The sequence below is a fragment of the Hymenobacter latericoloratus genome (assembly GCF_014199535.1).
GTDB classification, from domain to species: Bacteria; Bacteroidota; Bacteroidia; order Cytophagales; family Hymenobacteraceae; genus Hymenobacter; species Hymenobacter latericoloratus.
Window position 1 is genome coordinate 1,136,322 of the sequence record NZ_JACHNV010000002.1, and the last position, 21,568, is coordinate 1,157,889.

The following is a 21,568-nucleotide window of genomic DNA, read 5'->3' on the forward strand; positions in this document are numbered from 1 at the left end:
CATGATTCAGATTCAGAATACCCTGATTTCCGACGACGTTCGGGATAACTTCTTTGTGTGCAACCTGGAGGCCTGCAAGGGTGCCTGCTGCGTGGAAGGCGACCTGGGCGCGCCCCTGGAAGAGGACGAGCTGCAGATTCTGCAAAACGAGTACGAAGCCATCAAGCCCTTCCTGACCGAAGCCGGCCGCCAGGCCATCGAGCAGCAGGGCCTCTACATCAAAGACTGGGAGGGCGACTTCAGCACCACCACCATTAACGACCGGGAGTGCGCCTACGCCCTCTACGACGAGCGGGGCATCCTGAAGTGCGGCATCGAGGATGCCTGGCGGGCCGGGGCTACGTCGTTCAAAAAACCCATCAGCTGCCACCTGTACCCCATCCGCATCACCAAATACGACGGTTTTGAAGCCCTGAACTACGACCGCTGGAGCATCTGCTCACCGGCCTGCTCCTTCGGGGCTAATCTGGGCGTGCGGGTGTATCAGTTCCTAAAAGAACCCCTAATCCGTAAGTACGGGGAGGAGTGGTACGGCGAGTTAGTGCACGAAATTGAGCACGGCGACGCACAGGTGAAGTAGAGTTTGCTACGTTGGCTTGAAGCCTGAACCCATACTGGCCGTTTGGCTGGCCTCAATAAAAAAGGCTAGCCAAACGGCCAGCCTTTTTGAATACCAAGGGGGTAGGAAACTTAGTTGGGTACCCACACCGAGTAGCTGCGGGCGTTTACCGGGAAGTTGCCGTAGCCATTAGCATCCGTGGTGACAGTACCGGTGCGGTTTCCGGTTTTGTCGGTGAGGGTGGCGTTTTTGAAGGGTGAGGTAATGCCCTTGGTGCGGGCACTGCTGCCGTCGTTCAAAATCATCATCAGGCCCTTGTGGGTCGAGTCGCCGGCGCGGGAGTAGGCATAGTAGTCGGCGTCGTTTACACTGGTGTATTCGAAGGCGCTTCCGTAGGCGTTGGCCTTGCGAATGGCCATCAGGGTCTTGATTTGGCTACCCAGGCCGTAGTTGTAGTAGTCTTTGTAGAACACGCAGGGGTAGCCGTTGGCCCGGGTCAGAATGTAGGCGTAGGCCAGCATCTTCAGGTTAACGACTGGTGAATACAGTGCGCCGGTCGTGTGGTCGGTGTCGTGGTTATCGACGAAGGAAACCGAGAGGGTGGGGTTCGACTCCGTGAAGCCCGCGAACTGCAGGCCGCGCATATCCCAGCTGCCGTTGCCGTTGCTCATGCTCTGGAAAGTGTAGTGCAGGGGCACATCGAAGAGGCTGGTGCGCCCACCGGTAGCGGCGGCGTAATTTCTCAGATCGGTCAGGTTGCGGAACCAGGCCTCACTCACGGCAAAGCGGGAGCCTTTCACTGCATCCAGCCACTCATTTACAAACGAGGTCTGGATGTGCTTAGTGGCATCGACGCGGTACCCATCGAGGCGGAGCTTGGTGGTAATCCAGTTGCCCCAGTTCTTGGTTTCGGTGCGCTGGTTTACATCAGCATACCGGATTTCCGAACCCAGCAGGTTGTCGTAGGCGTCGTTGTTGGCGTAGGGCTGAAAGTCCCAGGCGTTCCACTGATACCAGCCGTTGTTGGGCGCCTGCTGGGTGCCGTTGAAGTTGTAGTAGCGCCACTTAAACGAGCTATAGGTGTTGCCGCGGCCAGGGTAGGTAAAGCTAGTCCATACGTTGTAGTTCTGGCCGTTGTAGCTGAACTGCTCCTGAGCGTCGGCCGAGGTTAGGTGGTTCATCACCATGTCCTCGTACACCTGAACGCCCTGCCCGTGCAGGGCCGTAATAGCCGACTGCAACTGGGCCAGTGTGCCGTAGCGGGTGGCTACCGTGCCTTTCTGGTTGAACTCGCCCAGGTCGTACCGGTCGTACACGCCGTAACCGACATCATTAATGCTACCCCCTTTGTAAGCCGGAGGCAGCCAGATGGCCGTAAAGCCCGCCGTTTTGAACTCTGAGGCCCGGGAGCCCAGCACCTGCCACCACGTGCCCTGGCTGTTGCTGATGGGTGTATCCCAATAAAAGCCCTGCATCATCACGCCGTTTACGGCCACGGCGTCGTTGGCTTTGGGGGTGGCAACGGGGGTAGGGGCGCCCGGGGTTGCGGTTTCCTTGCTGCACGACGACAATAGTGCGCCGGCAGTCAGCAACCCGAATAGGGCCGCCGCTGATCCTTTAAACATACTGGGTGGGTTTGGTTGTGGGAATTGGATGAAGCAAGTATAAAAGACGCTAATAGGAATTATGCAATATCATTTTGGCTATTGATAAATAAATAGTAAGTGGTTACTAACCAATATTTAGCCGTTTTTGCGACTCTATTCGGTGCTCTATTAACTTAAGTGGTGCAATTTATAGCAAGGCTTCTATAGGTAATGTTCTATTTGCATGAAATGGTGTTTAATTGATGTGGCTTGTTTTGTGGAGAAAATAAAAAGGGGCCGCCTCTCGAGAGGCAGCCCCTTGTATATAGAGTCAGAACTTTTACAGTTCCGAGAAGTCAAAGGAAGTTTCCAGAAACTTCGTGGTGAAGTTACCCGCTTTAAAATCCGCGTTGTCCATGAGCTTGAGATGGAACGGAATAGTGGTTTTGATGCCTTCTACCACGAACTCCGACAGGGCCCGCTTCATTTTCACGATGCACTCCTCGCGGGTTTGCGCTACCGTGATAAGCTTGGCAATCATGGAATCGTAGTTTGGCGGAATCTGGTAGCCCGCATATACGTGCGTGTCCACGCGCACGCCGTGGCCACCCGGAATGTGCAGCACCGTGATTTTACCGGGCGAAGGACGGAAGCCATTGGCCGGATCCTCGGCGTTGATGCGGCACTCCATGGCGTGCATTTTGGGGCCGTAGTTGTTGCCCGTAATCGGAATACCGGCCGCTACCTTGATCTGCTCCTTGATCAGATCGTAGTTGATTACTTCTTCGGTCACGGGGTGCTCCACCTGAATCCGGGTGTTCATCTCCATGAAGTAGAAGTCCCGGTTCTTATCTACCAGAAACTCAATGGTGCCCACGCCTTCGTAGCCGATGGCGGCGGCGCCGGCAATGGCAGCCGCGCCCATCCGCTCACGCAGCTCCTCGGTCATGAAGGGCGAAGGGGCCTCTTCCACCAGCTTCTGGTGGCGGCGCTGAATAGAGCAGTCGCGCTCCGAGAGGTGGCAGACGTGGCCGTACTGGTCGCCGCACACCTGAATCTCGATGTGGCGGGGCTCCTCCACAAACTTCTCCAGGTACACGCCGTCGTTGCCGAAAGCCGCCTTGGCTTCCGTGCGGGCATCGTTCCACGCCTTCTCAAACTCGTCTTCGGAGTTGATGATGCGCATACCCCGGCCACCGCCACCGGCCGTAGCCTTCAGAATTACCGGATACTTAATTTCAGCCGCTACTTTTTTGCCTTGCTCCACCGATTCCAGCAGGCCCACCGAGCCCGGAATGCAAGGCACGCCCGCGGCAATCATGGTAGCTTTGGCCGAGGCCTTGTCGCCCATCTGGTTGATCATCTCGGGCGAGGCCCCGATGAACTTGATGCCGTTTTCCTGGCATACGCGCGAGAATTCGGCATTTTCGCTCAGGAAGCCGTAGCCGGGGTGAATGGCATCGGCGTTGGTGATTTCGGCAGCGGCAATCAGGGTAGGAATGCTCAGGTAGCTTTGCGCCGAGCTGGGCGGACCAATGCACACGGCTTCGTCGGCGAAGCGAACGTGCAGGCTTTCCTTATCGGCAGTCGAGTAAACGGCTACCGTCTTGATGCCCATTTCCTTGCAGGTCCGAATCACGCGCAGCGCAATTTCGCCCCGGTTGGCAATCAGTATTTTCTTGAACACAGGTCTGAAGTAGATAAGAGAAGCTAGAGCTTAGAACTTAGACGTGGCAGCCTGTGCTACCCCGCAGTCTAAGCTCTATGCTCTAGCTTCTACGTTCTCAAATTACATCGGCTCAATGAGGAACAGGGGCTGGTCGAATTCCACGGGAGAGGCATTTTCCACCATGGCTTTCACCACCCGGCCCGACTGTTCAGCTTCAATTTCGTTGAAGAGCTTCATGGCTTCGATGATGCAGATAACCTGCCCTTTCTCCACCAGGTCGCCTACCTGCACGAAAGCCGGCGAATCGGGGCTGTTGCTGCGGTAGAAGGTGCCAATCATCGGGGCTTTCAGTGGCACGTAGTTGCCACCGGTGGCTTCTGCAGCGACCGGGGCAGCCGGCGCGGCCGGGGCGGCCGGAGCCGCCGCCGCCGGAGCGGGTGCGGCCACGGGGGCCGGGGCAGCGGCGGCCGGAGCCAGCATGCCGCCGCTCACCACTTTCGTGTTGGGCTCGCGCTGCACCGAGATTTTGAACTCCTCGGTTTCGATGTTGACTTTGTTCAGACCCGACTTGGCAATGAAGTCGATGAGTTCCTGTAGTTCTTTGGCTTTCATGAGGGCGTCGGTGGGCTTGTTGGGCTGCTTACTTGACTCTTTCGACATAGGAGTAGTCGCTTGTCTTGATGCGAATTTTGGTATCGGTATCAATAAACAGCGGCACCTGAATGCGGGCCCCCGTTTCCACAATGGCGGGTTTGAGCGTGTTGGTGGCCGTGTCGCCTTTCAGGCCGGGCTCGGTGTAGGTTACCACCAGCTCCACCGTAGTGGGCAGCTCGGCGGTAAGCGGCTGCTCGGTTTCGGCGTGGAACAGGATGGTTGCCTCCTGGCCTTCCTTCATCAGGTCGGCAAAGGGCACCATGGCCTCGGGCAGCACCACCTGCTCGAAGGTTGCGTTGTCCATGAACGTGTAGCCGTAGTCGTCCTTGTACAGGTACTGGTGGGGGCGCTGCTCCACGCGGGCCGTTTCTACCTTCACGCCGGCGTTGAAGGTATTGTCGATGGTGCGGCCGGTTTTGATGTTGCGAAGCTTGGTCCGCACGAAAGCCGGCCCTTTGCCGGGCTTCACGTGCTGGAATTCGGTGATGACGTGCAACTCGCCGTTGTAGTTCAGAACGAGCCCGTTGCGAAAGTCTGCGGTCGTGGCCATGGTGGGAAAAGAGTTTGAGAGGGAAAACCAGGTAGGAGAAGCCGGAAACGGCGGGTTCAAACCTGCATTTTCAACAGTCAGAAAGTGAGTTACTAGGGTGGAAACGCAACGAGCCGCCCCGGAAAGATGGCGGGGCGGCTCGTCGGGAGTGCAAGTATAGAAGTTTTCTACTTGTGGGCCGCCAATTTAGGCTGCGGTAGGATCGGGCTTGGGGTCGTAGGCCCACTTCAGGTACAGAGAGCCCCAGGTGAAGCCTCCGCCAAAGGCGGCAATAATCAGGTTGTCGCCCTTGCGTAGGCGCTGCTCATAGTCGGCCAAGCACAGCGGAATGGTGCCGTTGGTGGTGTTGCCGTACTTATGGATGTTGAGCATCACTTTCTCGGGCCCGATGCCCACCCGGTTGGCGGTAGCGTCAATGATGCGCTTGTTGGCCTGGTGAGGCACCAGCCAGTCGATGGTATCCGGGTTGAGGCCGTTACGGTCAGCTACCTGAGCCGCTACGTCGGCCATGTTTTTCACGGCGAACTTGAATACCGCCGCGCCTTCCTGGTACACGTAATGCTCGCGGTTGGCTACGGTTTCGGCGGAAGGCGGGCGGCGGGAGCCACCGGCTTTCTGGTGCAGGTACTGCTCTCCGGTGCCATCGGAGTGCAGCTCCTGGTCGAGCAGGCCCAGGCCTTCGGTGTTGGGCTCCAGCAGCACGGCCCCGGCGCCGTCGCCGAAGATGATGCAGGTAGCACGGTCCGTATAGTCGATAATGCTCGACATTTTATCGGCGCCCACCACAATAACCTTTTTGTAGGTTCCGGTCGCAATAAACTGCGAACCCGTGGCCAGAGCATACATAAAGCCCGAGCAGGCCGCCTGCATGTCGAAGCTGAAGGCTTTGGTAGCCCCCACGGCCGCCGAAATGATATTGGCCGTAGCCGGAAAGACCAGGTCCGGGGTAGTGGTAGCGCAGATCAGCAGGTCGATGTCCTCGGCCTTGTTGCCCGTTTTCGCCAGCAGCTGCTCCACGGCCTTGATGCCCATTACGGAGGTGCCCCGGCCTTCGCCCTTCAGAATGTGTCGCTCCTGAATTCCGGTTCGGCTCATAATCCACTCGTCGGTCGTGTCGACCATGGTTTCGAGCTCCTGATTGGTAAGCACGTAATCGGGCACGTAGGCGCCGACTCCGGTAATGGCAGCGGTAATCTTCATTAGAGGGAGGACGGAAAACGCGGCAAAGGAAAAGTCCGGCTCGGCGGCCGGACTCATGGTTGCCCTTAGGACTTGAAGGTGTTTTTTATCTGGTCGGCGATGCCGGAGCTGGCCATTTGGTAGCCTTGCAGCAGCATGTTGCTGATAGCCAGCGGCGTGCTCACACCGTGCCCGATAATGGCGTTGTCGTTGATGCCCAGGATGGGGGAGCCCCCCACGGCTTCATAGTTGAATTTGTCGAGAAAGGGGTCGTGAATATTCTTTTCGGCGATGATGTCATACACCGACTCGGCCATCTTCAAGACCACGTTGCCCGTAAAGCCGTCGCAGACAATCACGTCGGCTTTGTCATTGAACAGGTCGCGCCCCTCGATGTTGCCGATGAAGTGAATGTGCGGGTTCACTTTCAGCAGCTGGTGCGCGGCCTGGGTAATAGCAGTTCCTTTGCCTTCTTCTTCGCCCAGGTTCATGAGGCCTACTTTGGGTTTCCCGATGCCAAGCACGTACTGAGCGTACAAAGAGCCCAACTCCCCGAACTGCTCCAGCATTTCGGGTTTGCACTCGGCATTGGCCCCTACGTCGAGCATGATGCCCATGCCCCCGCTCAGCTTCGGAACGAAGTTGGCAATGGCCGGTCGCATAACGCCCGGTACTGCTTTCACACTGAACATAGCCCCCACCAGCATCGCGCCGGTGTTGCCCGCCGAGCAGAACGCTTCCACCTCGCCGGTAGCCAGCATCCGGTACCCGACGGCAATGCTGGAGTCCTGCTTTTGCTGGTAGGCTTTGGCCGGGTGTTCGCCCATCTCAATGATTTGCGAAGCGGGAACTACCAGTAGGTCGGCCGCGTCAGGGCCGTGCTGGGCCACCAGGGGGCGCACGGCGTCTTCCTGGCCGATGAGCACAATCTGGGCCTTGCCGGCCAGCGCTTTGGCGGCCAGTACGGCCCCATCGACGGCGGCCTGAGGTGCGAAATCGCCCCCCATTGCGTCCAGGGCTATCTTCATGAACGGAAAATCAAAGAGGTCCGGGAGAGAAGCACTGCAGCGGCGCCCACATCCCCGGCCCTACCTCGGCTAAGAGGCCGAAAGCCGGGGATGCTTGAAACGGGCCACGCCACTACAAGGCGGGTAAGCAGCTAACGAGCGACTATTCCTCGTCGTTGTCGGTAGCGGCCGGAGCAGCTACGGGAGCGTAGTCTTTGATGGCTACTTTACCGTTCAGGTACAGGTCGCCGTCAACTACATAAGCTTTATGACGCAGGTGCAGCTCACCAGTGGTCGAGCAAACCGAAACAGCCTTCGGGGTCAGTTTGTAGTGGCTACGACGCTTGTCACGGGTTGCGGAGGAGGTCCGGCGCTTAGGATGTGCCATGGTTGAAAAAAGGGATGATTAAAAGCAAAGAGAAATTATAAAAACGGAAGTCAGCGGAAGATGCGCTCCTTTAGTTGAGGTTGCGCAGCGCATTCCAGCGCGGGTCGATGCCGTTGTTGTCGTCATTGTCATCATCCTCGCCCTCCTGGCGGGTAGTGAAAATGAGCTTGGCATCGGCCTCAGGGTTTTCGTCGGGCTCATTCTGGAAGCGCGGGTGCAGCTTCTTCATGGGCAGCGAAAGACCAATATAATCGAAGAGGTGCTGGGCCAGGGGCAGGCTCTGGGTGTCGGGCGTGATTTGCAGCACGTTGTCATCCAGCTCCAGGTTCTGGTCGCCGAAGCGCACCAGCAGTTGCTCCTGGGCCTCCACTTCCTGGTCGTACTCATCCAAGCTACGGTCGCAGATCTGGCGCACGGTGCCGTGCAGGTCGAAATCCACGGTAATCAGCCGGTCGGTTTTGGTCAGGGTTACGTCGGCGTGCACCTGGCCATCGGGGATGAGTTGCTGGTCGAACTGCTCAAAGAAGGCTTTGTCCAGGTCAAACGCGAAGTGGTGCGTTTTATCGGCCAGCTTGGCAATGTTGATGTCGTATTGCGAGTCCTTCTTCACGGCTAGGTTGTAGCAGGGGGCAAAAGTAGAAAGTTTTGCCGGGTTTGTAAAAGCAGAGGCGGGGTAGGAAGAGCTAGGCGTTTTTCAGAATAAAGTCTGAGGGAATGCCCAGGCGCTCATACAGCCGCTTGGCTAGATCAAGGGTTACGCGCCGCTTGCCACTCAGGATTTGCGACAGGCGCCCGGCCGGCACTTCCAGCAGCTCAGCCAGCTCTTTCTGTTTCAGCCGCATTTGCTGGCGCTTCAGCTCAATCATCTCGGCCAAAGAGGTTGGCAGGTTCGGGATGGGTAGCAGACCCAGCTTGCTCTCGTACGTATCCAGGGCGGTAATCAGCTCCCGAAACTCCGCTTCCAGCGTGGCGTTGCCTTCAATGCCGGCAGCCACCAGCGCGTCGAGGCGGCGCAGGGCAGTGCGGTAGTCTGAAGGAGTAGTCAGCGTCATGAAAGGAGGCAGAAAGCAAAACGGAACCGAAAACGGCCCCGCTGATTACGCTACAAAGGTACAAGCTGATTTTAAAACAGCAAAGTAAATTTCGATTTTGAAAAGAATGTTTCCGTTTGGTTTAAAATGGCTAGGCAGAATTCTTCGCTCTAAACAAAGGTGCAGGCCTGCAAGATTGGGCTTACAAGGGGGGCGTAAAGAAAAGGGGTAGGACGCCCTGGCAAACCAAGGCCGCCTACCCCTCTTGGTGTTTTGCACCGCCCAGCGCTACTCGTGGCGGCCGCCGCGAGGTGCTGGCCCGGGAACCAAGGGCTTTATTTCGGCCAGCGCTTTGCGCTTGCGCACCAGGTCGCAGGCCATATAGAGCGCCTCACGGAAAGAGGTTGCATCGGCCTTATACTGCCCGGCCAGGCCGTAGGCCGTGCCGTGGTCGGGGGAGGTGCGGATGACGGGCAGGCCGGCCGTGAAGTTCACGCCGCGCTCGAAAGCCAGGGTTTTGAACGGAATCAGGCCCTGATCGTGGTAGAGGGAGAGGGTAGCATCGAACTGCCGGAACTGGCCAGTGCCGAAGTAGCCATCGGCGGGGAAGGGGCCGAAGACCAGATGACCTTCCTGCTGAAACTGTTGGAGTACGGGCGTTACCACCGCCGCTTCCTCGGTGCCCAGCAAGCCATTTTCGCCGGCGTGCGGGTTGAGCCCCAGCACGGCCACGCGCGGCTTCTCAATGCCGAAATCCTGCTTCAGGGAGTTTACCAGAATGCGCAGCTTGGTGGTCAGCAGCTCCCGGGTTACGCGGCTCGGCACATCCTTGAGCGGAATGTGACCCGTGACGGTAGCCACGCGCAGATCTTCGCTGGCCAGCAGCATGAGGCTTTCCTTAGCCTCGAAGAAAGTGGTCAGAAACTCCGTATGGCCGGGGTAGCGGAAGTCGTCGGCCTGGGTGTTTTCCTTACTGATGGGCGCCGTTACCAGGGCATCGAGCAGGCCCGCTTTCAGGTCGCGGGCGGCGGCCAGCAGGCTCTGGCGGGCGGCGGTGCCGCTGGCCTGGCTGGGTTGCCCGGGCGTGAGGGTGAAGTCTTCGTCCCAGCAGGTGACGGCGTTGTGCTTGCCGGGGGCAATATCAGCGGCTTCGCGCACCTGCCGGAAGGTGAGGGGCTCGTGGGTTGCGTCGGCCGGGAAATCATCGAACAGCACCGTAGCCGTGCCATACACCACGGGTGTGCAGAACTTGAGCAGGCGCTGGTCGAGAAAGGTTTTATAGATGATTTCCGGCCCAATGCCGGCCAGGTCGCCGACGGAAATGCCAATGCGTGGAAGCATTTGTGGGGGTAATGAGGTGAGGGGGTAATGAGGAAAAACGGTCGTAAAGCAGACCATCGTTCCAGGCCAAGCAAGGACTCTCGCGGACTGGGGCTGCTATCTTATCCTGACAGCAACACGCGAGGTTCCTTGCTTAGGCTGGGAATGACAATGTAGAGCCAACGCTCTGTTACACCCGGTTTTTCAGGAATTCATACGTGAGGCGCACGGCAGCACCGGTGCCACCCTTGCCGCGGTAAGAGTCGGGGGCGGTGAGGAAGGCGGGGCCGGCAATATCGAAGTGCACCCAGGGGTAGCCCTCAGTAAAGCGCTCCAGGAACTTACCCGCCGAAATAGCGCCGGCTTCGGCTTTGCCCAGGTTGCTGATATCGGCAATGCTGCTCTTAATATGCTCGGCGTACTCGTCCCAGAGCGGAAACTCCACCAGCCGCTCGTGGGTAGCGTGGCCCGCTTTTTTCAGGGCGCTCAGGGTTTCCTCTCCGGCCGTACCCATGCACACAATGCCCTCGGTGCCAATGGCACGAACCGCCGAGCCGGTGAGCGTAGCATAGTCGAGCACCAGCTCAGGCTCGTACTTTTTGGCGAAGGCCAGGGCGTCGGCCAGGATGAGGCGGCCTTCCGCGTCGGTATTCAGGACCTCTACCGTCAGGCCGCTGTACATGGTAATCACGTCGCCGGGGGCCAGGGCGGGGCCGCCGGGGCGGTTGTCGGTGGCCGGCACCAGCCCGATAACGTGCAGGGGCACCCGGTTTTTGGCCAGCGCCGAGAGCACGCCTACTACCACCGCCGCGCCGGCCATGTCGCACTTCATCAGGTCCATGCTGTTAGGCGTGGGCTTGAGGCTGAGGCCGCCAGTATCGAACACTACCCCTTTGCCTACCAGTACAATAGGCTGGGCGTTGGTAGCACCCTCGGGCTTGTACTCCATAATAGTGAAGGTCGGCGGCTCGGGACTGCCCTGGTTGACGGCCAGCAAGCCCCCCATGCGCAAGGCCTCAATGCGCACCAGATCCAGCACCTCTACCTGAAAACCGGCCGCGTCGCCGGCTTCCTCGAAGCGCTGAGCCAGCTGGGTGGCGTTGAGGTGGCTGTAGGGCATATTCACCAGGTCGCGGGCCAGCTGTACGCCCTGCAGCACGTTGTCGAGCTCCTGGACTTGCCCGGCGGTCAGGTTAGGGCCAACCAGGGTGAGCAGCTGGAGGTCGGGCGCTTTTTTCGACTTCTCGTCGGTTTTGTAGCCTTCGAACTGGTAGGCCGTGAGGGCTAAACCTTCGGCGAGGGGTAGGGCCCCAAAGCCGGTCAGGTCATTGATGAATAGCTCGGGTACTTTATCGGCTTTCAGGCGGGCGTGGAGCTGGTGGCCGGCCTTGCGCAGGGCTTCGGCGGTGAGGTCGGCGGTTTTCTTTTCTTCCGCTACCACGTAGTAATGGCGGTGGGTGTACTGGTTGATGCCCAGGAGCTTGTCGCCGGAGGCCAGCTGGGCGGCCACGTATTGGCGGGCGGGCTCGGGCAGGTCGGCGGCGGCGCTGACGGGCAGCTCGGTAGTACCGGCGGGCAGGATGAAGACAGTATCCGCGAAGGAAGGAAAATCGGTGGCGTAGGCGAGTGATAGAGACATAGAGCAGGGTCGGGTAAGGCGAGCGGCTGCCCCTCTCCGGACCCGAAGCACGGAGAAACGGCAGCAGCCGGCGTATCTTTGGGCGTGAAGGTAACAGGTAGTACGTAGTTGCTAGTAGGCCGGAAGAGGAAAGTCAATCGAAGTGGGGCTGATCGGAAGCCGACCAGCCGCTGACCTCACCCCAACCGCCCCTTATCTAATGCGCTGCCCTGCCATCTTCAGCCACTTACCCCTCCCTGTACATGGATTCCGTTAAAGCCAAAAAGCACCTCGGGCAACACTTCCTCACTGACCCCAACATTGCCCGCAACATTGTGGAGGCTTTGCGCCTGCCCGATGGGGTAGCCGAAGTGCTGGAAATCGGGCCGGGGATGGGCGTGCTGACCCAAACGCTCATTCAACACCCCGAGTACCGGACCTCGGTAGTGGAAATCGACCGGGAATCGGTGGAGTACCTGGGCAAGCACTACCCCGCGCTGCAGGGCCGCATCTATTCCCAGGATTTTTTGAAGATGGACCTCGGCAAGCTCTACCAAGGCCAGCCAATCAGCATTATCGGCAACTTCCCCTACAACATCAGCTCCCAGATTTACTTTCAGGTGCTGGCTCACCGCCAGCAGGTGCGCGAGTGCGTGGGCATGATTCAGAAGGAAGTAGCCGACCGCCTGGCCGAGGGGCCGGGCACCAAAACCTACGGTATCCTGAGCGTGCTGCTGCAGGCCTTCTACGACATCGAGTACCTGTTCACGGTGCCCCCGCACGTGTTCAACCCCCCGCCCAAGGTGCAGTCGGCCGTTATTCGCCTGACCCGGAACAAAATTGAGCAGCTGGCCTGCGACGAAAAGCTGTTTTTTCAGGTGGTGAAACAGGCCTTCCAGACCCGGCGCAAAACCTTGCGCAACGCCCTCAAGCCCTTCGGCCTACCCCCCGAAGCTACCACCGACCCCATCTTCGACAAACGGGCCGAGCAGCTCAGCGTGTCGGATTTCGTGGGCCTGACGCAGCGCGTGGAAGAGCACAAGGCGTCTTAAAGATGACTTGGAAAGCGAAGGCGAGCCTGCTGCTGGTGGTTACAAGCGGGCTTTGCGGTGCGTTCTTTTGGAAAGCAGGCCAGACGATGGATGCAGGCTGCTGGCAGCCGCTAGCAGCGGCCCCTCACTTCTACCTCCGAACCGATTACGAAGGCCGCACTACGCTAGGCTATGCCTGTGCCTGGTGGCAGCAGCCAGAACCGCTGGCCGGTGGGTTTTATGAGTTTCGCCGGGTAGGGAAGTAGATAGTTGGGTATGATGCGGAGACTGGCTCCCGTATAACGGTTAACGCTACCGCATGGAATTTTAAAGAAGCAGAGGTGTCGGTAGCCTACTCAACCAACACGTTGACGGATAAGGTGCAAAACCCAATTTCTAATTTTTTAATTCTTAATTCTTAATTGAAACCCTCCCTCTGCCTCGTCATCGACGAAATGCACCCCAACCTGCCCGAACTGCTACAGCCGCTGGGGGTAGAACTCCATTACCGCCCCGACCTGAAAGCCGCCGAAGTGCCGGCGGCTCTGGCCGCGCACCCGTACGATGGGCTGATTGTGCGCTCCAAAGTGCGCGTAACGGCCGGGCTACTGGCCCAGGCGCCTCAACTGCGCTACGTGTGCCGGGCCGGGGCCGGAGTTGATAATATTGATGAAGAAGCCCTGGCTGCGGCGGGCGTAACGCTGCTCAATGCGCCGGAAGGCAACCGCGACGCGGTGGGGGAGTACGCCGTGGGGCTATTGCTGGCCTTGTTCCGTAACATCGTGCGCGCCGACCGGGAGGTACGCGCCGGGGAGTGGAAGCGGGAGGCCAACCGGGGCGAAGAAGTGGGGGGCAAAACGATTGGGCTGCTGGGCTACGGGCACATGGGCAAGGCCTTTGCCAAGCGCCTGCAGGCCTTTGATTGTACGGTGCTGGCCTACGACCACGACCCAGCTTGTGAGGCCAACCACCACGCTACCCTCGTGAGTCTGGCGGAGCTGCAGGCGCGGGCCGAGGTGCTGAGCATTCATGTTCCCTATTCGCCGGCCAACCACCACTTCGTAAACGAGGAGTTTTTGGCGGGTTTTGGCAACGCGTTGTGGTTGCTGAACACGGCCCGCGGCGAAGTGCTTGACCACGCGGCCCTGGTGCAGCGCCTGCAAACCGGCCAGCTGCGCGGCGCCGCCCTGGATGTGCTCGAAAACGAAAAGCTGGCTACCCTAAGTCCCGAGCAGCAAGCCCGCTTCGAGTACCTGCGCGCCGCCCCCAACGTGGTGCTTTCGCCGCATGTAGGCGGCTGGAGCTTCCAGAGCTATGAGCGCATCAATCAGGTGCTGGCCCGTAAGCTGCGCGAGTTTTTGGTGGGATGAAGAGGTGATGGGGTGAAGAGGTGATAGACGGACTGGCGGCAGACTTCTGGCCGGAGGCCAGGCGTCTGCCCGCCGAGAAATGGGGCAAGTCTCCCGACTTGCGGCCGCCAACGGCGGCCATCCCGCGTCTGCGCCGTTCGTGCCACCAGCCCAACTTGCTACCCCCTCTTCAAAGCACAAAGGCAGCCAACATGCGCATATCGCGCCGGCTGCCTTTTTTATATTCAAGCACTCCTGTCAGGCGAGCGCCACCCAAATGAACCCAACGGCGCAGACGCGGGATGGCCGCTGCGCGGCCGCAAGTCGGGAGACTTGCCCCATTTCTCGGCGGGCAGACGCCTGGCCTCCGGCCAGAAGTCTGCCGCCAGTCCGTCTATCACCTCTTCACCTCATCTCCATTTACTTCATCACCTCTTCACCTCCTTACGGCCTCACCTGTTTTTCCCAAGGTTTCGTATATTTGCCTAAACCTGTTCGGGGAGAACGGCCAGCCGCGCTGGCCGTTCTCCTTGTTTTTTGAGCTTACATCACCCCACCATGGCTACTATCAACTATTACACTCCGGAAGGTCTTCAGAAGCTGAAAGATGAGCTTCAGGACCTGAAAATCCGCGGCCGGGCCAAAGCAGCCGACGACCTGCGCGAAGCCCGTGACAAAGGCGACCTGAGCGAAAATGCTGAGTACGACGCGGCCAAGGAAGCTCAGGGCCTGCTCGAACTGAAAATCTCCAAGCTGGAAGAAATTGTAGGCAACGCCCGTCTGCTCGACGAGTCGAATCTGGATACCAGCAAGGTGCTCATCATGAGCAAAGTGAAGCTGAAGAACCTGAAAAATAACATGGTCCTCGACTATACCCTGGTGGCCGAGGAAGAAGCCAACCTGGCCGCCGGCAAAATCTCGGTGAAGTCGCCGATTGGCAAAGGGCTGCTGGGCAAATCGGCCGGCGACACGGCCGAAATTACCGTGCCGGCCGGCAAGCTGCAGTTCCAGATTCTGGAAATCAGCCGCTAGAAAGAGTAGCTGAGCAGCTGAGCAACTGCGTATAGTTGGAGAGGGCGAAGCACTAGCTTCGCCCTTTTGCGTTTTGCCCCGTACTTTGCCGCCATAGGAGCTCAGCTTCGGCTGGCTACCGTGTCTTTTTACTCAGCTACTCCGTTACTTCCTCAAGCCCATGCCTTCCATTTTCTCCCGCATCGTTTCCGGCGAGCTGCCCGCGTACAAGGTAGCCGAGGACGACCACCATTTGGCGTTTCTGGACATCACGCCCCTGGTGGAAGGCCACACGCTGGTTATTCCGAAGAAGGAAACCGACTACATTTTTGATTTGCCGCCAACGGAGCTGGCCGCCTTACACCAGTTTGCCCAGCGCGTGGCCAAAGGCGTGCGCGCGGCCGTGCCGTGCCGCCGCATTGGGGTAGCCGTTATCGGGCTGGAAGTGCCGCACGCGCACATTCATCTGATTCCGATGAACAGCGTGTCGGACATGAACTTCGCCAACCCTAAAATTAAGGTGGCCGAGGCGCGCATGAAAGAGCTGGCCGCCGCCATTTCGGCGCAGGTGCCGGCCGCCGAAACGACTACAGCCGCTGCCGCTACGCTGGCGCCTCAGGACAGCAAAGGCGGCCGCGAAACCACCGAGGCCAGCGCGGCTGCTACCCCTGCCGCCAACGGCAACGATGCCACCCTAAGCCAACTGCAGCAACTGACTCAAGGACTGGTGTTTATGAGCGAATCGGAGGCGGCGCTGGAGCCGGTGAGCTACACGGCTCCGGCCGGTGGCCTCACGGATGCCGCCCTGGCCCAACTGGCTGGCGTACCGGCGGGCACCACGGTAGAAAAGCAGGAGCTAACCTACTTCCTGCGTAACCACACCGCCGACGAGGGCGTGCTTGGTAATGCCGAACTGGCTAACCGCTTCAAGGCCCTGCAGATGTACCTGAAGCAGGAGCTGAACGAGGTGCAGGTGTACCGTTTCGGCAGTGGCCCGCAGGTACCCGTGCTGGTGCTCGGCGAAGCCGAAGGCGGCAAGCTGGCCGGCTTCAAAACCGTCCTGACGGAAACCTAAGCTCAGCAGCATCACGCGCATTACGTGAAACGGTCGGCTTTGCCCGCAAAGCTGACCGTTTCACGTACGTATAGGGGTAGGAGTTTCCGGCAGGAAGCCTTAGCCACTGGCCGGGGGTAGCAAATCCTGCTCGGGCTTGCCGGAGCGCAGGCGCTGGCGGATGCGGTTTTCGCGCTCAAATACCTTGATGAGCACGATGAAGTAGGAGAGCAGCAGCGGGCCCAGTACCAGCCCCAGAATACCGAAAATGTTGACGCCTAGTACTACCCCGGCCAGGGTAATCAAGGGGTGAATGTCGCCGATGCGCCGGGCCAGCAGGATGCGCAGCAGGTTGTCGATGTTCATGATGACGATAACGCCGACCAGCAGAATGCCCACGCCCTGGGTGGTTTGGTTCTGGGCCAGCTTGATGATGGCGGCCGGGCCCCACACCAGCGGCGTGCCCAGCACCGGAATAAACGCCATAAAGAAGGCCACCACCCCCCAGAAGGTAGAATCTGGCACGCCGAAAATCCGCAGCGTTACGCCCGTCAGGATGGCCTGAACCAGCGCAATGAGGGCCTGGCCGAGCACGTTGGCATTCACGTTGTTTTTCAGGGAGTCGCCGAGCTCGTGCAGGGTGCTGGGGCGGAAGGGAAGGTAGCGCCGCAATCCGCGCAGAAAGCTGGCCTCCTGGATGAACATGAAGTACAGCGTAAACAGCATCAGGCCAATGATAACCGTGAAGTGCAGCAGCCCACTGGCCAGAGACGGCAGCCGCTGGCTTAGCCAGCTGACGGCCTGCTGTAACAGCGTCCGGACGCTTTGCTCGTTGGTGAAGGTGTAGCCGGTTTTCTGCTCGATTTTGTGCAGCACGGCCATAATCTGACTGGTATCCTGACCGTAGAAGCGGATGCGGTCCACCAGCATCAAACTCAGGGCCATGAAGGGCAGGATAATCACCACGAAGGCAAACACCAGCAGCCCCACCGCGACGAGCTGCCGGCTCCAGCCCCGCCGGTGCACCAGTCCCACAAACCACGGCCGAAACACCACGAACAGAATACCCGCCCCCAGAAACGCCGTGATGTAGCTGCCCAGTCCTATTAGAATCAGCGTACTAATGCCCACCAGGCACACAATCAGGAGCACGTACTGCTGGCGCGGGGTGTAAATGTTGGTGTCGGGGGTAGGGGTAGGAGGCATGGCAGCAGCAAGCAAAGAAAGCAGCGGCAAAGTACGGATTTGGGTTGTGGCGTATAGTGGCAGCGCACTATATAAGCCCGACAGCAGCCCCCGATTTTACTCTACCTCAGCCCGGCGCGCCAACCCGGCCACGGCCAGCCCCATCAGGGCAATGAGGCCAAACGACACGCGCAGGCTGGTAGCCCCGGCCACGAGGCCAATAACCGGCGGCCCCAGCAGAAACCCCGCGAAACCCACTGTAGAAACCGCTGCCAGCGCCACTCCCGGCGACATAGTTTTAGACCGGCCCGCCGCCCCGTACACCAGCGGCACCACCGACGAAACCCCCAGGCCCACCAGCATGAACCCCACGGTGGCCGGCACCACGCCGGGCAGCAGCACGGCCAGCGCCAGCCCCAGTGCTTCCAGCAAGCCGCTCAGCACCAGCGTGCGCTGTCGGCCGAAGCGGTCGGTGAACCAGTCGGCCACAAAGCGGCCGGCGGCCATGGTGCTCATGAAAGCGGCAAAGCCTACCCCTACCAGGTCCTTATCGGCCTGTACCACCTTGCGGAAATACACCCCGCTCCAGTCGAACATGGTGCCCTCGCAGAGCAGGGAGCAAAAGGCCAGCACCCCCAGCAGCAGCAGCGACTTATCGGGCAGCACGAAGATGGGGGCGTTGGCTTCCCGCGGGGCATCGGCGGGCAGCAGGAAAGGCCGGGCAATGAGCAAACCGCCTATTACCACGGCCGCTATCAGCAGAAAATGGGGTAGGGGCGCAATGGCGTGCGAAATCATAAAGGAGCCGATGGCGGCCCCGGCAAAGCCCGCCAGGCTCCAGAGCCCATGGAACCGGGCCATGATGGACTTGCCGTACAGGGCCTCCACGCCCACGGCCTGGGTGTTGATGCTGATGTTGGCCATGTTGCTGGCCAGCCCGAACAACACCAGGGCGCCCAGCAGCACCGGCACGGAGGTTGCCAGGCCCAGCAGGGGTAGGAAGGCGGCGTACAAAAACAGGCCCAGCAAGGTCAGCTGCCGGCTGCCGTAGCGGGCCACCAACCACCCCGAGAGCGGCAACGACGCCATAGAGCCCACCGGCACGGCCAGCAGCACCCCACCCAGCTCGGTATCCGAAAGGCCCAGCTGCTGCTGTACCGTGGGGATGCGCGCCGCCCAGGTGGAAAAGCACAGCCCCTGCAGCAGAAAGGTAGCGCTAACGGCTATGCGGTAGGTACGCCGAGGATGGCGTAAGCTAGTAGAAGGAGACGAGGTCAGCATAAAGAGAGCTGTAGGAGGGGCAAAAAAACACCCATCTGGGCCCGGAAAAGGGCAAGATGGGTGGGAGTTTCTGGCGGAATGACCAAGCGCGTGGGGGGGGCGCGCCGGGGCAAAGGTTCGGAAAAGCGGCCGGAACAGCTTATCTGGCGGCATGGGAAGCGCAGGTTCTACGGCGCGCTGGGCTGCAAGTTAACCCTGAACGGGTAGGCTACCACCTTAAACTTATGCCGGAGAATCAAGTTATGGAGGAGGTGCCACAAACCTCCACGGTGGCGCCAGACTCCTCGGAAAGCCGGACCTTCACTACCCAACCCACAGCCACAGAAACGAATGAAGTCAACTCTTATGCTTACGGCCGTGCTGGCGGCTTTTGCCCTGCAGGCGCAAGCCCAAACTGCTACCGCACCGCGGGCAGCTGCCGACCAGATTGCGACCAAACAAGGCCCCCTCACGGTGCAGCCCATCACGCACGGCAGCGTGGTATTTACCTGGAACGGAAAAACGATTTACGTTGACCCCTACGGCGGCGCCGAGGCCTATGCCGGGCTGGCCGCGCCCGATGTGGTCCTGATTACCGACATCCACGGCGACCATATGGACCCGAAAACACTGGCTGGCCTCCCGGTGGGTAAGGCTCTGCTGGTGGTGCCCAACGCCGTAGCGGAAAAGCTTCCGGCCGAGTACAAAGCGCAGGTCCGCATCCTCGGCAATGGTCAGCAACTCGATACGCTGGGCATGCGGGTGTCGGCTATTCCGATGTATAACCTGCCCGAAGCCCCCGATGCCATGCACCCCAAAGGCCGGGGCAACGGCTACGTGCTGACCCTGGGTGGCAAAAACGTGTACCTGTCCGGCGATACCGAAGACATTGCCGAAATGCGCGCCCTCAAGAATATCGACGTGGCCTTTGTGTGCATGAATCTGCCCTACACCATGGACGTGCAGCAGGCCGCTCAGGGCGTGCTGGCCTTCAAGCCCGGCATTGTGTACCCCTACCACTACCGGGGCCAGAATGGCCTCAGCGACGTAGATAATTTCAAGAAAGCCGTAAACACAGGCAATAAGAAAATCGACGTGCGGCTGCGTAACTGGTACCCAGCGGCCAAGTAACGCCCCAGGAGTACCTACCAACACGTCCGGCCAGGCATCTGCCTGGCCGGACGTGTTGGTAGGTACCCAGGCCACCGCCGCCGCGTCAGGCTAAGTAAAACTTCCTGGGAGCTGGTTAGAAGCAGTTTCAGCACCCCGCTCAGATGACCTCGCTTTACTTGAATGAGAGGGGTAGGGTGGCCTAGCGCACGGGGCCGGCATCTACCCGCGACTCCAGTTGCTCCTGCGCGGCCAGGGGTAACTTGCTGAGCAGGTCCAGGCCGGAGGCGGCTTCAATGGCGTCCACGCTCACGCGGTAGCGGCTCCAGTCGGGGCTCACGGACTGGTCGTTGGGCGTATCCACGGCCACGATGCGGGCCTGGCCGGCGGCAATGCGCTGCAGGTCGTTGGTGCCTTCGGGCAGAATCACGAGCACCTTCCAGATGCGGGCCGGCACCGTCACGCGGCCCTGGTCGATGGTGGTCATCTTGCCGTTCTGGCCGGTGCCGCCCTTGCCGTAGCTGCCCATTAGCACGTACGCCTCCTGGCCCTGGCGCACTTGGTCGCGGGTCCACTCTTCCAGGCTGCTCCAGGTGCGCTGGTTGTTGTTGCCGGCCTGCGGAATCATGTTGGTCATCAGGAAGGTAGCCGAGTTGTCGTCGAGGTCGGTGGTGCGGTCGGCGGAGGGGCAGTTGTGGCCTTTGTCGAAGCCGGAGCCCGAGTAGGAATTGCGCGTGACCTGGTAGAACTGGCGGGGTAGGGCGGGGTCGGGGCGGAAGTCGTCCTGGCGCGGGGCCTCGCCCATCCAGGCCCGGCTCAGGTGCCAGCTCACCCAGGTAGGCGTGCCGCGCTGGGCGTTGTAGCCGATGGTGAACTGGGGCTTTACCAGCAGATAGTTGGTGGGCATGTTCACGTTGGCCGTGGCCCCGCTGGGGTTGCCTAGCGCCAGATTGTCGTCGCGCTGCCCGGCTTGCGGACTACCACCCACCGGTGTGGGGCTGCCGGAGGGCTTGGGTGCTGGGGCGGGGGTAGGAGTGGTGGCAACGGAACCGCCCGAAGCCGCCGCGCCGCTGCCCATTTCCAGGGCAATGTCATCAATGTTCAGGCGGCCCTTGCCCCCGTCGGTCTTTCTGATTTCCAGGCGCAGGCTACCGGCTGCCCCGCCCTGAAACGTAGTCGTGAGCAGGCGCGGGCCCTGCACCTGCACGGGCTGCCCGATGCGACGGAAGCTGCGGCCCCCGTCCACGCTGCCCCACAGCTCCCAGGTGCTGGCCGGGTCGTTGCCGTAGGCGGCGCTTTTGATACGGATGGTTTGCACCCCGCGAGGCGCGTCGAAGTTCATGCGCAGGCGGCCCTGGCCGCGCAGACGGGCGGCGTGCTGGCCGTTTTTGTGGTCTTCCTCCGAAGAGCCGATGAGGGCATCTTCGAAATGCCAGGAACCGGTAGTCAGGGTTTCGTCGGCGGTGGCATAGGCGCCTTTGTCGGCATCCTCAAACGTTTCGGGGAAGCGGCCGGTGCCTTGGGCCACCGTCGTTGCGCCGGTTTCCAGCGGAATGGCGGGCGGCGTATCGGCAGTAGGTGCGGTAGGGCGGGAAGTTTCACGGGAGTTTTGCGAGCAGCCCAGGGCCGTGAGGCTGAGCAGCAGGCCGGAAACCAGAGGAAGGGAGAAGCGGCGCATAAAAGAAAGTAAGTCTGCCCGGCGAAGGTAGCAGAACCAGGCATAGATGGCCAGGTGTAGCCTTTGGTAGGTACTGGCAGTCTCCCCTGGCGGCAGACTTCTCGCCTTCGGCGAGGCGTCTGCCCGCCGGTAAATCAGGCAAGTCTCCTGACTTGTGGCGGCCGGAGGCGGCCATCCCGCGCCCGCGCCGTTAGGGGGCATCTGGAGTTGCCTGTCCCGCCTCACCTCTGTAAGTGTTCAAGCAGCAAGCGTCGTATAGCTATTCACAAAGCAGCCCACTACTTCAAAAGGCCCGGACAAACCTAACGCGAGCTGGCCGCTGCGCGGCC

At 60.1% G+C, this 21,568-nt stretch carries 20 protein-coding genes; 6 read left to right on the top strand and 14 right to left on the bottom strand.

Annotated features, from left to right (window positions below; all coding sequences use genetic code 11):
- The first annotated feature begins 1 nt into the window (after position 1).
- Complete coding sequence (locus GGU46_RS10405) at positions 2-580, top strand: DUF3109 family protein (RefSeq protein WP_183403439.1); 579 nt, start codon at positions 2-4, stop codon at positions 578-580.
- Positions 581-690: 110 nt separating this feature from the next.
- Here the strand turns inward: GGU46_RS10405 and GGU46_RS10410 are convergent, their stop codons facing one another.
- From GGU46_RS10410 to GGU46_RS10460, 11 genes are all read right to left on the bottom strand, one after another.
- Positions 691-2,184, bottom strand: a complete 1,494-nt coding sequence (locus GGU46_RS10410) for an alpha-amylase (protein ID WP_183403440.1) — start codon at positions 2,182-2,184, stop codon at positions 691-693.
- A gap of 301 nt (positions 2,185-2,485) precedes the next feature.
- Positions 2,486-3,832, bottom strand: a complete 1,347-nt coding sequence (gene accC / locus GGU46_RS10415; RefSeq protein ID WP_183403441.1) for an acetyl-CoA carboxylase biotin carboxylase subunit — start codon at positions 3,830-3,832, stop codon at positions 2,486-2,488.
- A gap of 102 nt (positions 3,833-3,934) precedes the next feature.
- On the bottom strand, positions 3,935-4,426 hold the full coding sequence (gene accB / locus GGU46_RS10420) for an acetyl-CoA carboxylase biotin carboxyl carrier protein (RefSeq protein ID WP_183403510.1): 492 nt from the start codon (positions 4,424-4,426) through the stop codon (positions 3,935-3,937).
- Positions 4,427-4,454: 28 nt separating this feature from the next.
- On the bottom strand, positions 4,455-5,018 hold the full coding sequence (gene efp, locus GGU46_RS10425; RefSeq protein WP_183403442.1) for an elongation factor P: 564 nt from the start codon (positions 5,016-5,018) through the stop codon (positions 4,455-4,457).
- A gap of 186 nt (positions 5,019-5,204) precedes the next feature.
- Positions 5,205-6,218 (bottom strand): beta-ketoacyl-ACP synthase III, encoded by a 1,014-nt coding sequence (locus tag GGU46_RS10430; RefSeq protein ID WP_183403443.1) that lies wholly within the window; start codon positions 6,216-6,218, stop codon positions 5,205-5,207.
- Between the two features lie 65 nt (positions 6,219-6,283).
- Positions 6,284-7,225 (bottom strand): phosphate acyltransferase PlsX, encoded by a 942-nt coding sequence (gene plsX, locus GGU46_RS10435; protein ID WP_183403444.1) that lies wholly within the window; start codon positions 7,223-7,225, stop codon positions 6,284-6,286.
- Positions 7,226-7,367: 142 nt separating this feature from the next.
- The gene (rpmF, locus tag GGU46_RS10440; protein ID WP_139922673.1) at positions 7,368-7,592 is read right to left on the bottom strand and encodes a 50S ribosomal protein L32; all 225 of its coding nucleotides are present in this window, start codon (positions 7,590-7,592) and stop codon (positions 7,368-7,370) included.
- Positions 7,593-7,662: 70 nt separating this feature from the next.
- Complete coding sequence (locus GGU46_RS10445; protein WP_183403445.1) at positions 7,663-8,202, bottom strand: YceD family protein; 540 nt, start codon at positions 8,200-8,202, stop codon at positions 7,663-7,665.
- A 73-nt stretch (positions 8,203-8,275) separates the two neighbouring features.
- The gene (locus GGU46_RS10450; protein WP_183403446.1) at positions 8,276-8,644 is read right to left on the bottom strand and encodes a helix-turn-helix domain-containing protein; all 369 of its coding nucleotides are present in this window, start codon (positions 8,642-8,644) and stop codon (positions 8,276-8,278) included.
- Positions 8,645-8,911: 267 nt separating this feature from the next.
- Positions 8,912-9,964: a 4-hydroxythreonine-4-phosphate dehydrogenase PdxA gene (pdxA, locus tag GGU46_RS10455; protein WP_183403447.1), complete on the bottom strand. Its 1,053-nt coding sequence runs from the start codon at positions 9,962-9,964 to the stop codon at positions 8,912-8,914.
- A 169-nt stretch (positions 9,965-10,133) separates the two neighbouring features.
- Positions 10,134-11,582 (bottom strand): leucyl aminopeptidase family protein, encoded by a 1,449-nt coding sequence (locus GGU46_RS10460; protein ID WP_183403448.1) that lies wholly within the window; start codon positions 11,580-11,582, stop codon positions 10,134-10,136.
- A gap of 242 nt (positions 11,583-11,824) precedes the next feature.
- Between GGU46_RS10460 and rsmA the strand changes: the two genes are divergently transcribed.
- From rsmA to GGU46_RS22450, 4 genes are all read left to right on the top strand, one after another.
- A complete protein-coding gene (gene rsmA / locus GGU46_RS10465; protein WP_183403449.1) occupies positions 11,825-12,613 on the top strand; it encodes a 16S rRNA (adenine(1518)-N(6)/adenine(1519)-N(6))-dimethyltransferase RsmA in 789 nt (262 codons plus the stop codon).
- Between the two features lie 401 nt (positions 12,614-13,014).
- Positions 13,015-13,962: an NAD(P)-dependent oxidoreductase gene (locus GGU46_RS10470; protein WP_246398810.1), complete on the top strand. Its 948-nt coding sequence runs from the start codon at positions 13,015-13,017 to the stop codon at positions 13,960-13,962.
- A gap of 537 nt (positions 13,963-14,499) precedes the next feature.
- Positions 14,500-14,973: a transcription elongation factor GreA gene (gene greA, locus GGU46_RS10475; protein WP_045688540.1), complete on the top strand. Its 474-nt coding sequence runs from the start codon at positions 14,500-14,502 to the stop codon at positions 14,971-14,973.
- A 160-nt stretch (positions 14,974-15,133) separates the two neighbouring features.
- Entirely contained in the window at positions 15,134-16,027 is an 894-nt protein-coding gene (locus GGU46_RS22450) for a nuclease A inhibitor family protein (protein WP_183403450.1), read from the top strand.
- Between the two features lie 99 nt (positions 16,028-16,126).
- Here the strand turns inward: GGU46_RS22450 and GGU46_RS10485 are convergent, their stop codons facing one another.
- Together GGU46_RS10485 and GGU46_RS10490 are read right to left on the bottom strand one after the other, a co-directional pair.
- Entirely contained in the window at positions 16,127-17,212 is a 1,086-nt protein-coding gene (locus tag GGU46_RS10485; RefSeq protein ID WP_183403451.1) for an AI-2E family transporter, read from the bottom strand.
- A 96-nt stretch (positions 17,213-17,308) separates the two neighbouring features.
- Complete coding sequence (locus tag GGU46_RS10490; protein ID WP_183403452.1) at positions 17,309-18,472, bottom strand: MFS transporter; 1,164 nt, start codon at positions 18,470-18,472, stop codon at positions 17,309-17,311.
- A 330-nt stretch (positions 18,473-18,802) separates the two neighbouring features.
- Between GGU46_RS10490 and GGU46_RS10495 the strand changes: the two genes are divergently transcribed.
- On the top strand, positions 18,803-19,582 hold the full coding sequence (locus tag GGU46_RS10495; RefSeq protein ID WP_183403453.1) for an MBL fold metallo-hydrolase: 780 nt from the start codon (positions 18,803-18,805) through the stop codon (positions 19,580-19,582).
- 181 nt (positions 19,583-19,763) lie between these two features.
- Here GGU46_RS10495 and GGU46_RS22135 read toward each other — a convergent pair whose 3' ends face one another.
- Entirely contained in the window at positions 19,764-21,239 is a 1,476-nt protein-coding gene (locus GGU46_RS22135; RefSeq protein WP_183403454.1) for a DNA/RNA non-specific endonuclease, read from the bottom strand.
- Between the last annotated feature and the right edge of the window lie 329 nt (positions 21,240-21,568).

Excerpts from the sequence above, each read along its gene's own strand:
- GGU46_RS22135 (WP_183403454.1), bottom strand. The coding sequence starts at position 21,239 with ATGCGCCGCTTCTCCCTTCCTCTGGTTTCCGGCCTGCTGCTCAGCCTC.
- efp (WP_183403442.1), bottom strand. The coding sequence starts at position 5,018 with ATGGCCACGACCGCAGACTTTCGCAACGGGCTCGTTCTGAACTACAAC.
- GGU46_RS10490 (WP_183403452.1), bottom strand. The coding sequence starts at position 18,472 with ATGCTGACCTCGTCTCCTTCTACTAGCTTACGCCATCCTCGGCGTACC.
- pdxA (WP_183403447.1), bottom strand. The coding sequence starts at position 9,964 with ATGCTTCCACGCATTGGCATTTCCGTCGGCGACCTGGCCGGCATTGGG.
- greA (WP_045688540.1), top strand. The coding sequence starts at position 14,500 with ATGGCTACTATCAACTATTACACTCCGGAAGGTCTTCAGAAGCTGAAA.
- GGU46_RS10430 (WP_183403443.1), bottom strand. The coding sequence starts at position 6,218 with ATGAAGATTACCGCTGCCATTACCGGAGTCGGCGCCTACGTGCCCGAT.
- GGU46_RS10495 (WP_183403453.1), top strand. The coding sequence starts at position 18,803 with ATGAAGTCAACTCTTATGCTTACGGCCGTGCTGGCGGCTTTTGCCCTG.
- GGU46_RS10450 (WP_183403446.1), bottom strand. The coding sequence starts at position 8,644 with ATGACGCTGACTACTCCTTCAGACTACCGCACTGCCCTGCGCCGCCTC.
- rsmA (WP_183403449.1), top strand. The coding sequence starts at position 11,825 with ATGGATTCCGTTAAAGCCAAAAAGCACCTCGGGCAACACTTCCTCACT.
- plsX (WP_183403444.1), bottom strand. The coding sequence starts at position 7,225 with ATGAAGATAGCCCTGGACGCAATGGGGGGCGATTTCGCACCTCAGGCC.
- GGU46_RS10410 (WP_183403440.1), bottom strand. The coding sequence starts at position 2,184 with ATGTTTAAAGGATCAGCGGCGGCCCTATTCGGGTTGCTGACTGCCGGC.
- rpmF (WP_139922673.1), bottom strand. The coding sequence starts at position 7,592 with ATGGCACATCCTAAGCGCCGGACCTCCTCCGCAACCCGTGACAAGCGT.
- GGU46_RS22450 (WP_183403450.1), top strand. The coding sequence starts at position 15,134 with ATGCCTTCCATTTTCTCCCGCATCGTTTCCGGCGAGCTGCCCGCGTAC.
- GGU46_RS10460 (WP_183403448.1), bottom strand. The coding sequence starts at position 11,582 with ATGTCTCTATCACTCGCCTACGCCACCGATTTTCCTTCCTTCGCGGAT.
- accB (WP_183403510.1), bottom strand. The coding sequence starts at position 4,426 with ATGAAAGCCAAAGAACTACAGGAACTCATCGACTTCATTGCCAAGTCG.
- GGU46_RS10485 (WP_183403451.1), bottom strand. The coding sequence starts at position 17,212 with ATGCCTCCTACCCCTACCCCCGACACCAACATTTACACCCCGCGCCAG.
- GGU46_RS10405 (WP_183403439.1), top strand. The coding sequence starts at position 2 with ATGATTCAGATTCAGAATACCCTGATTTCCGACGACGTTCGGGATAAC.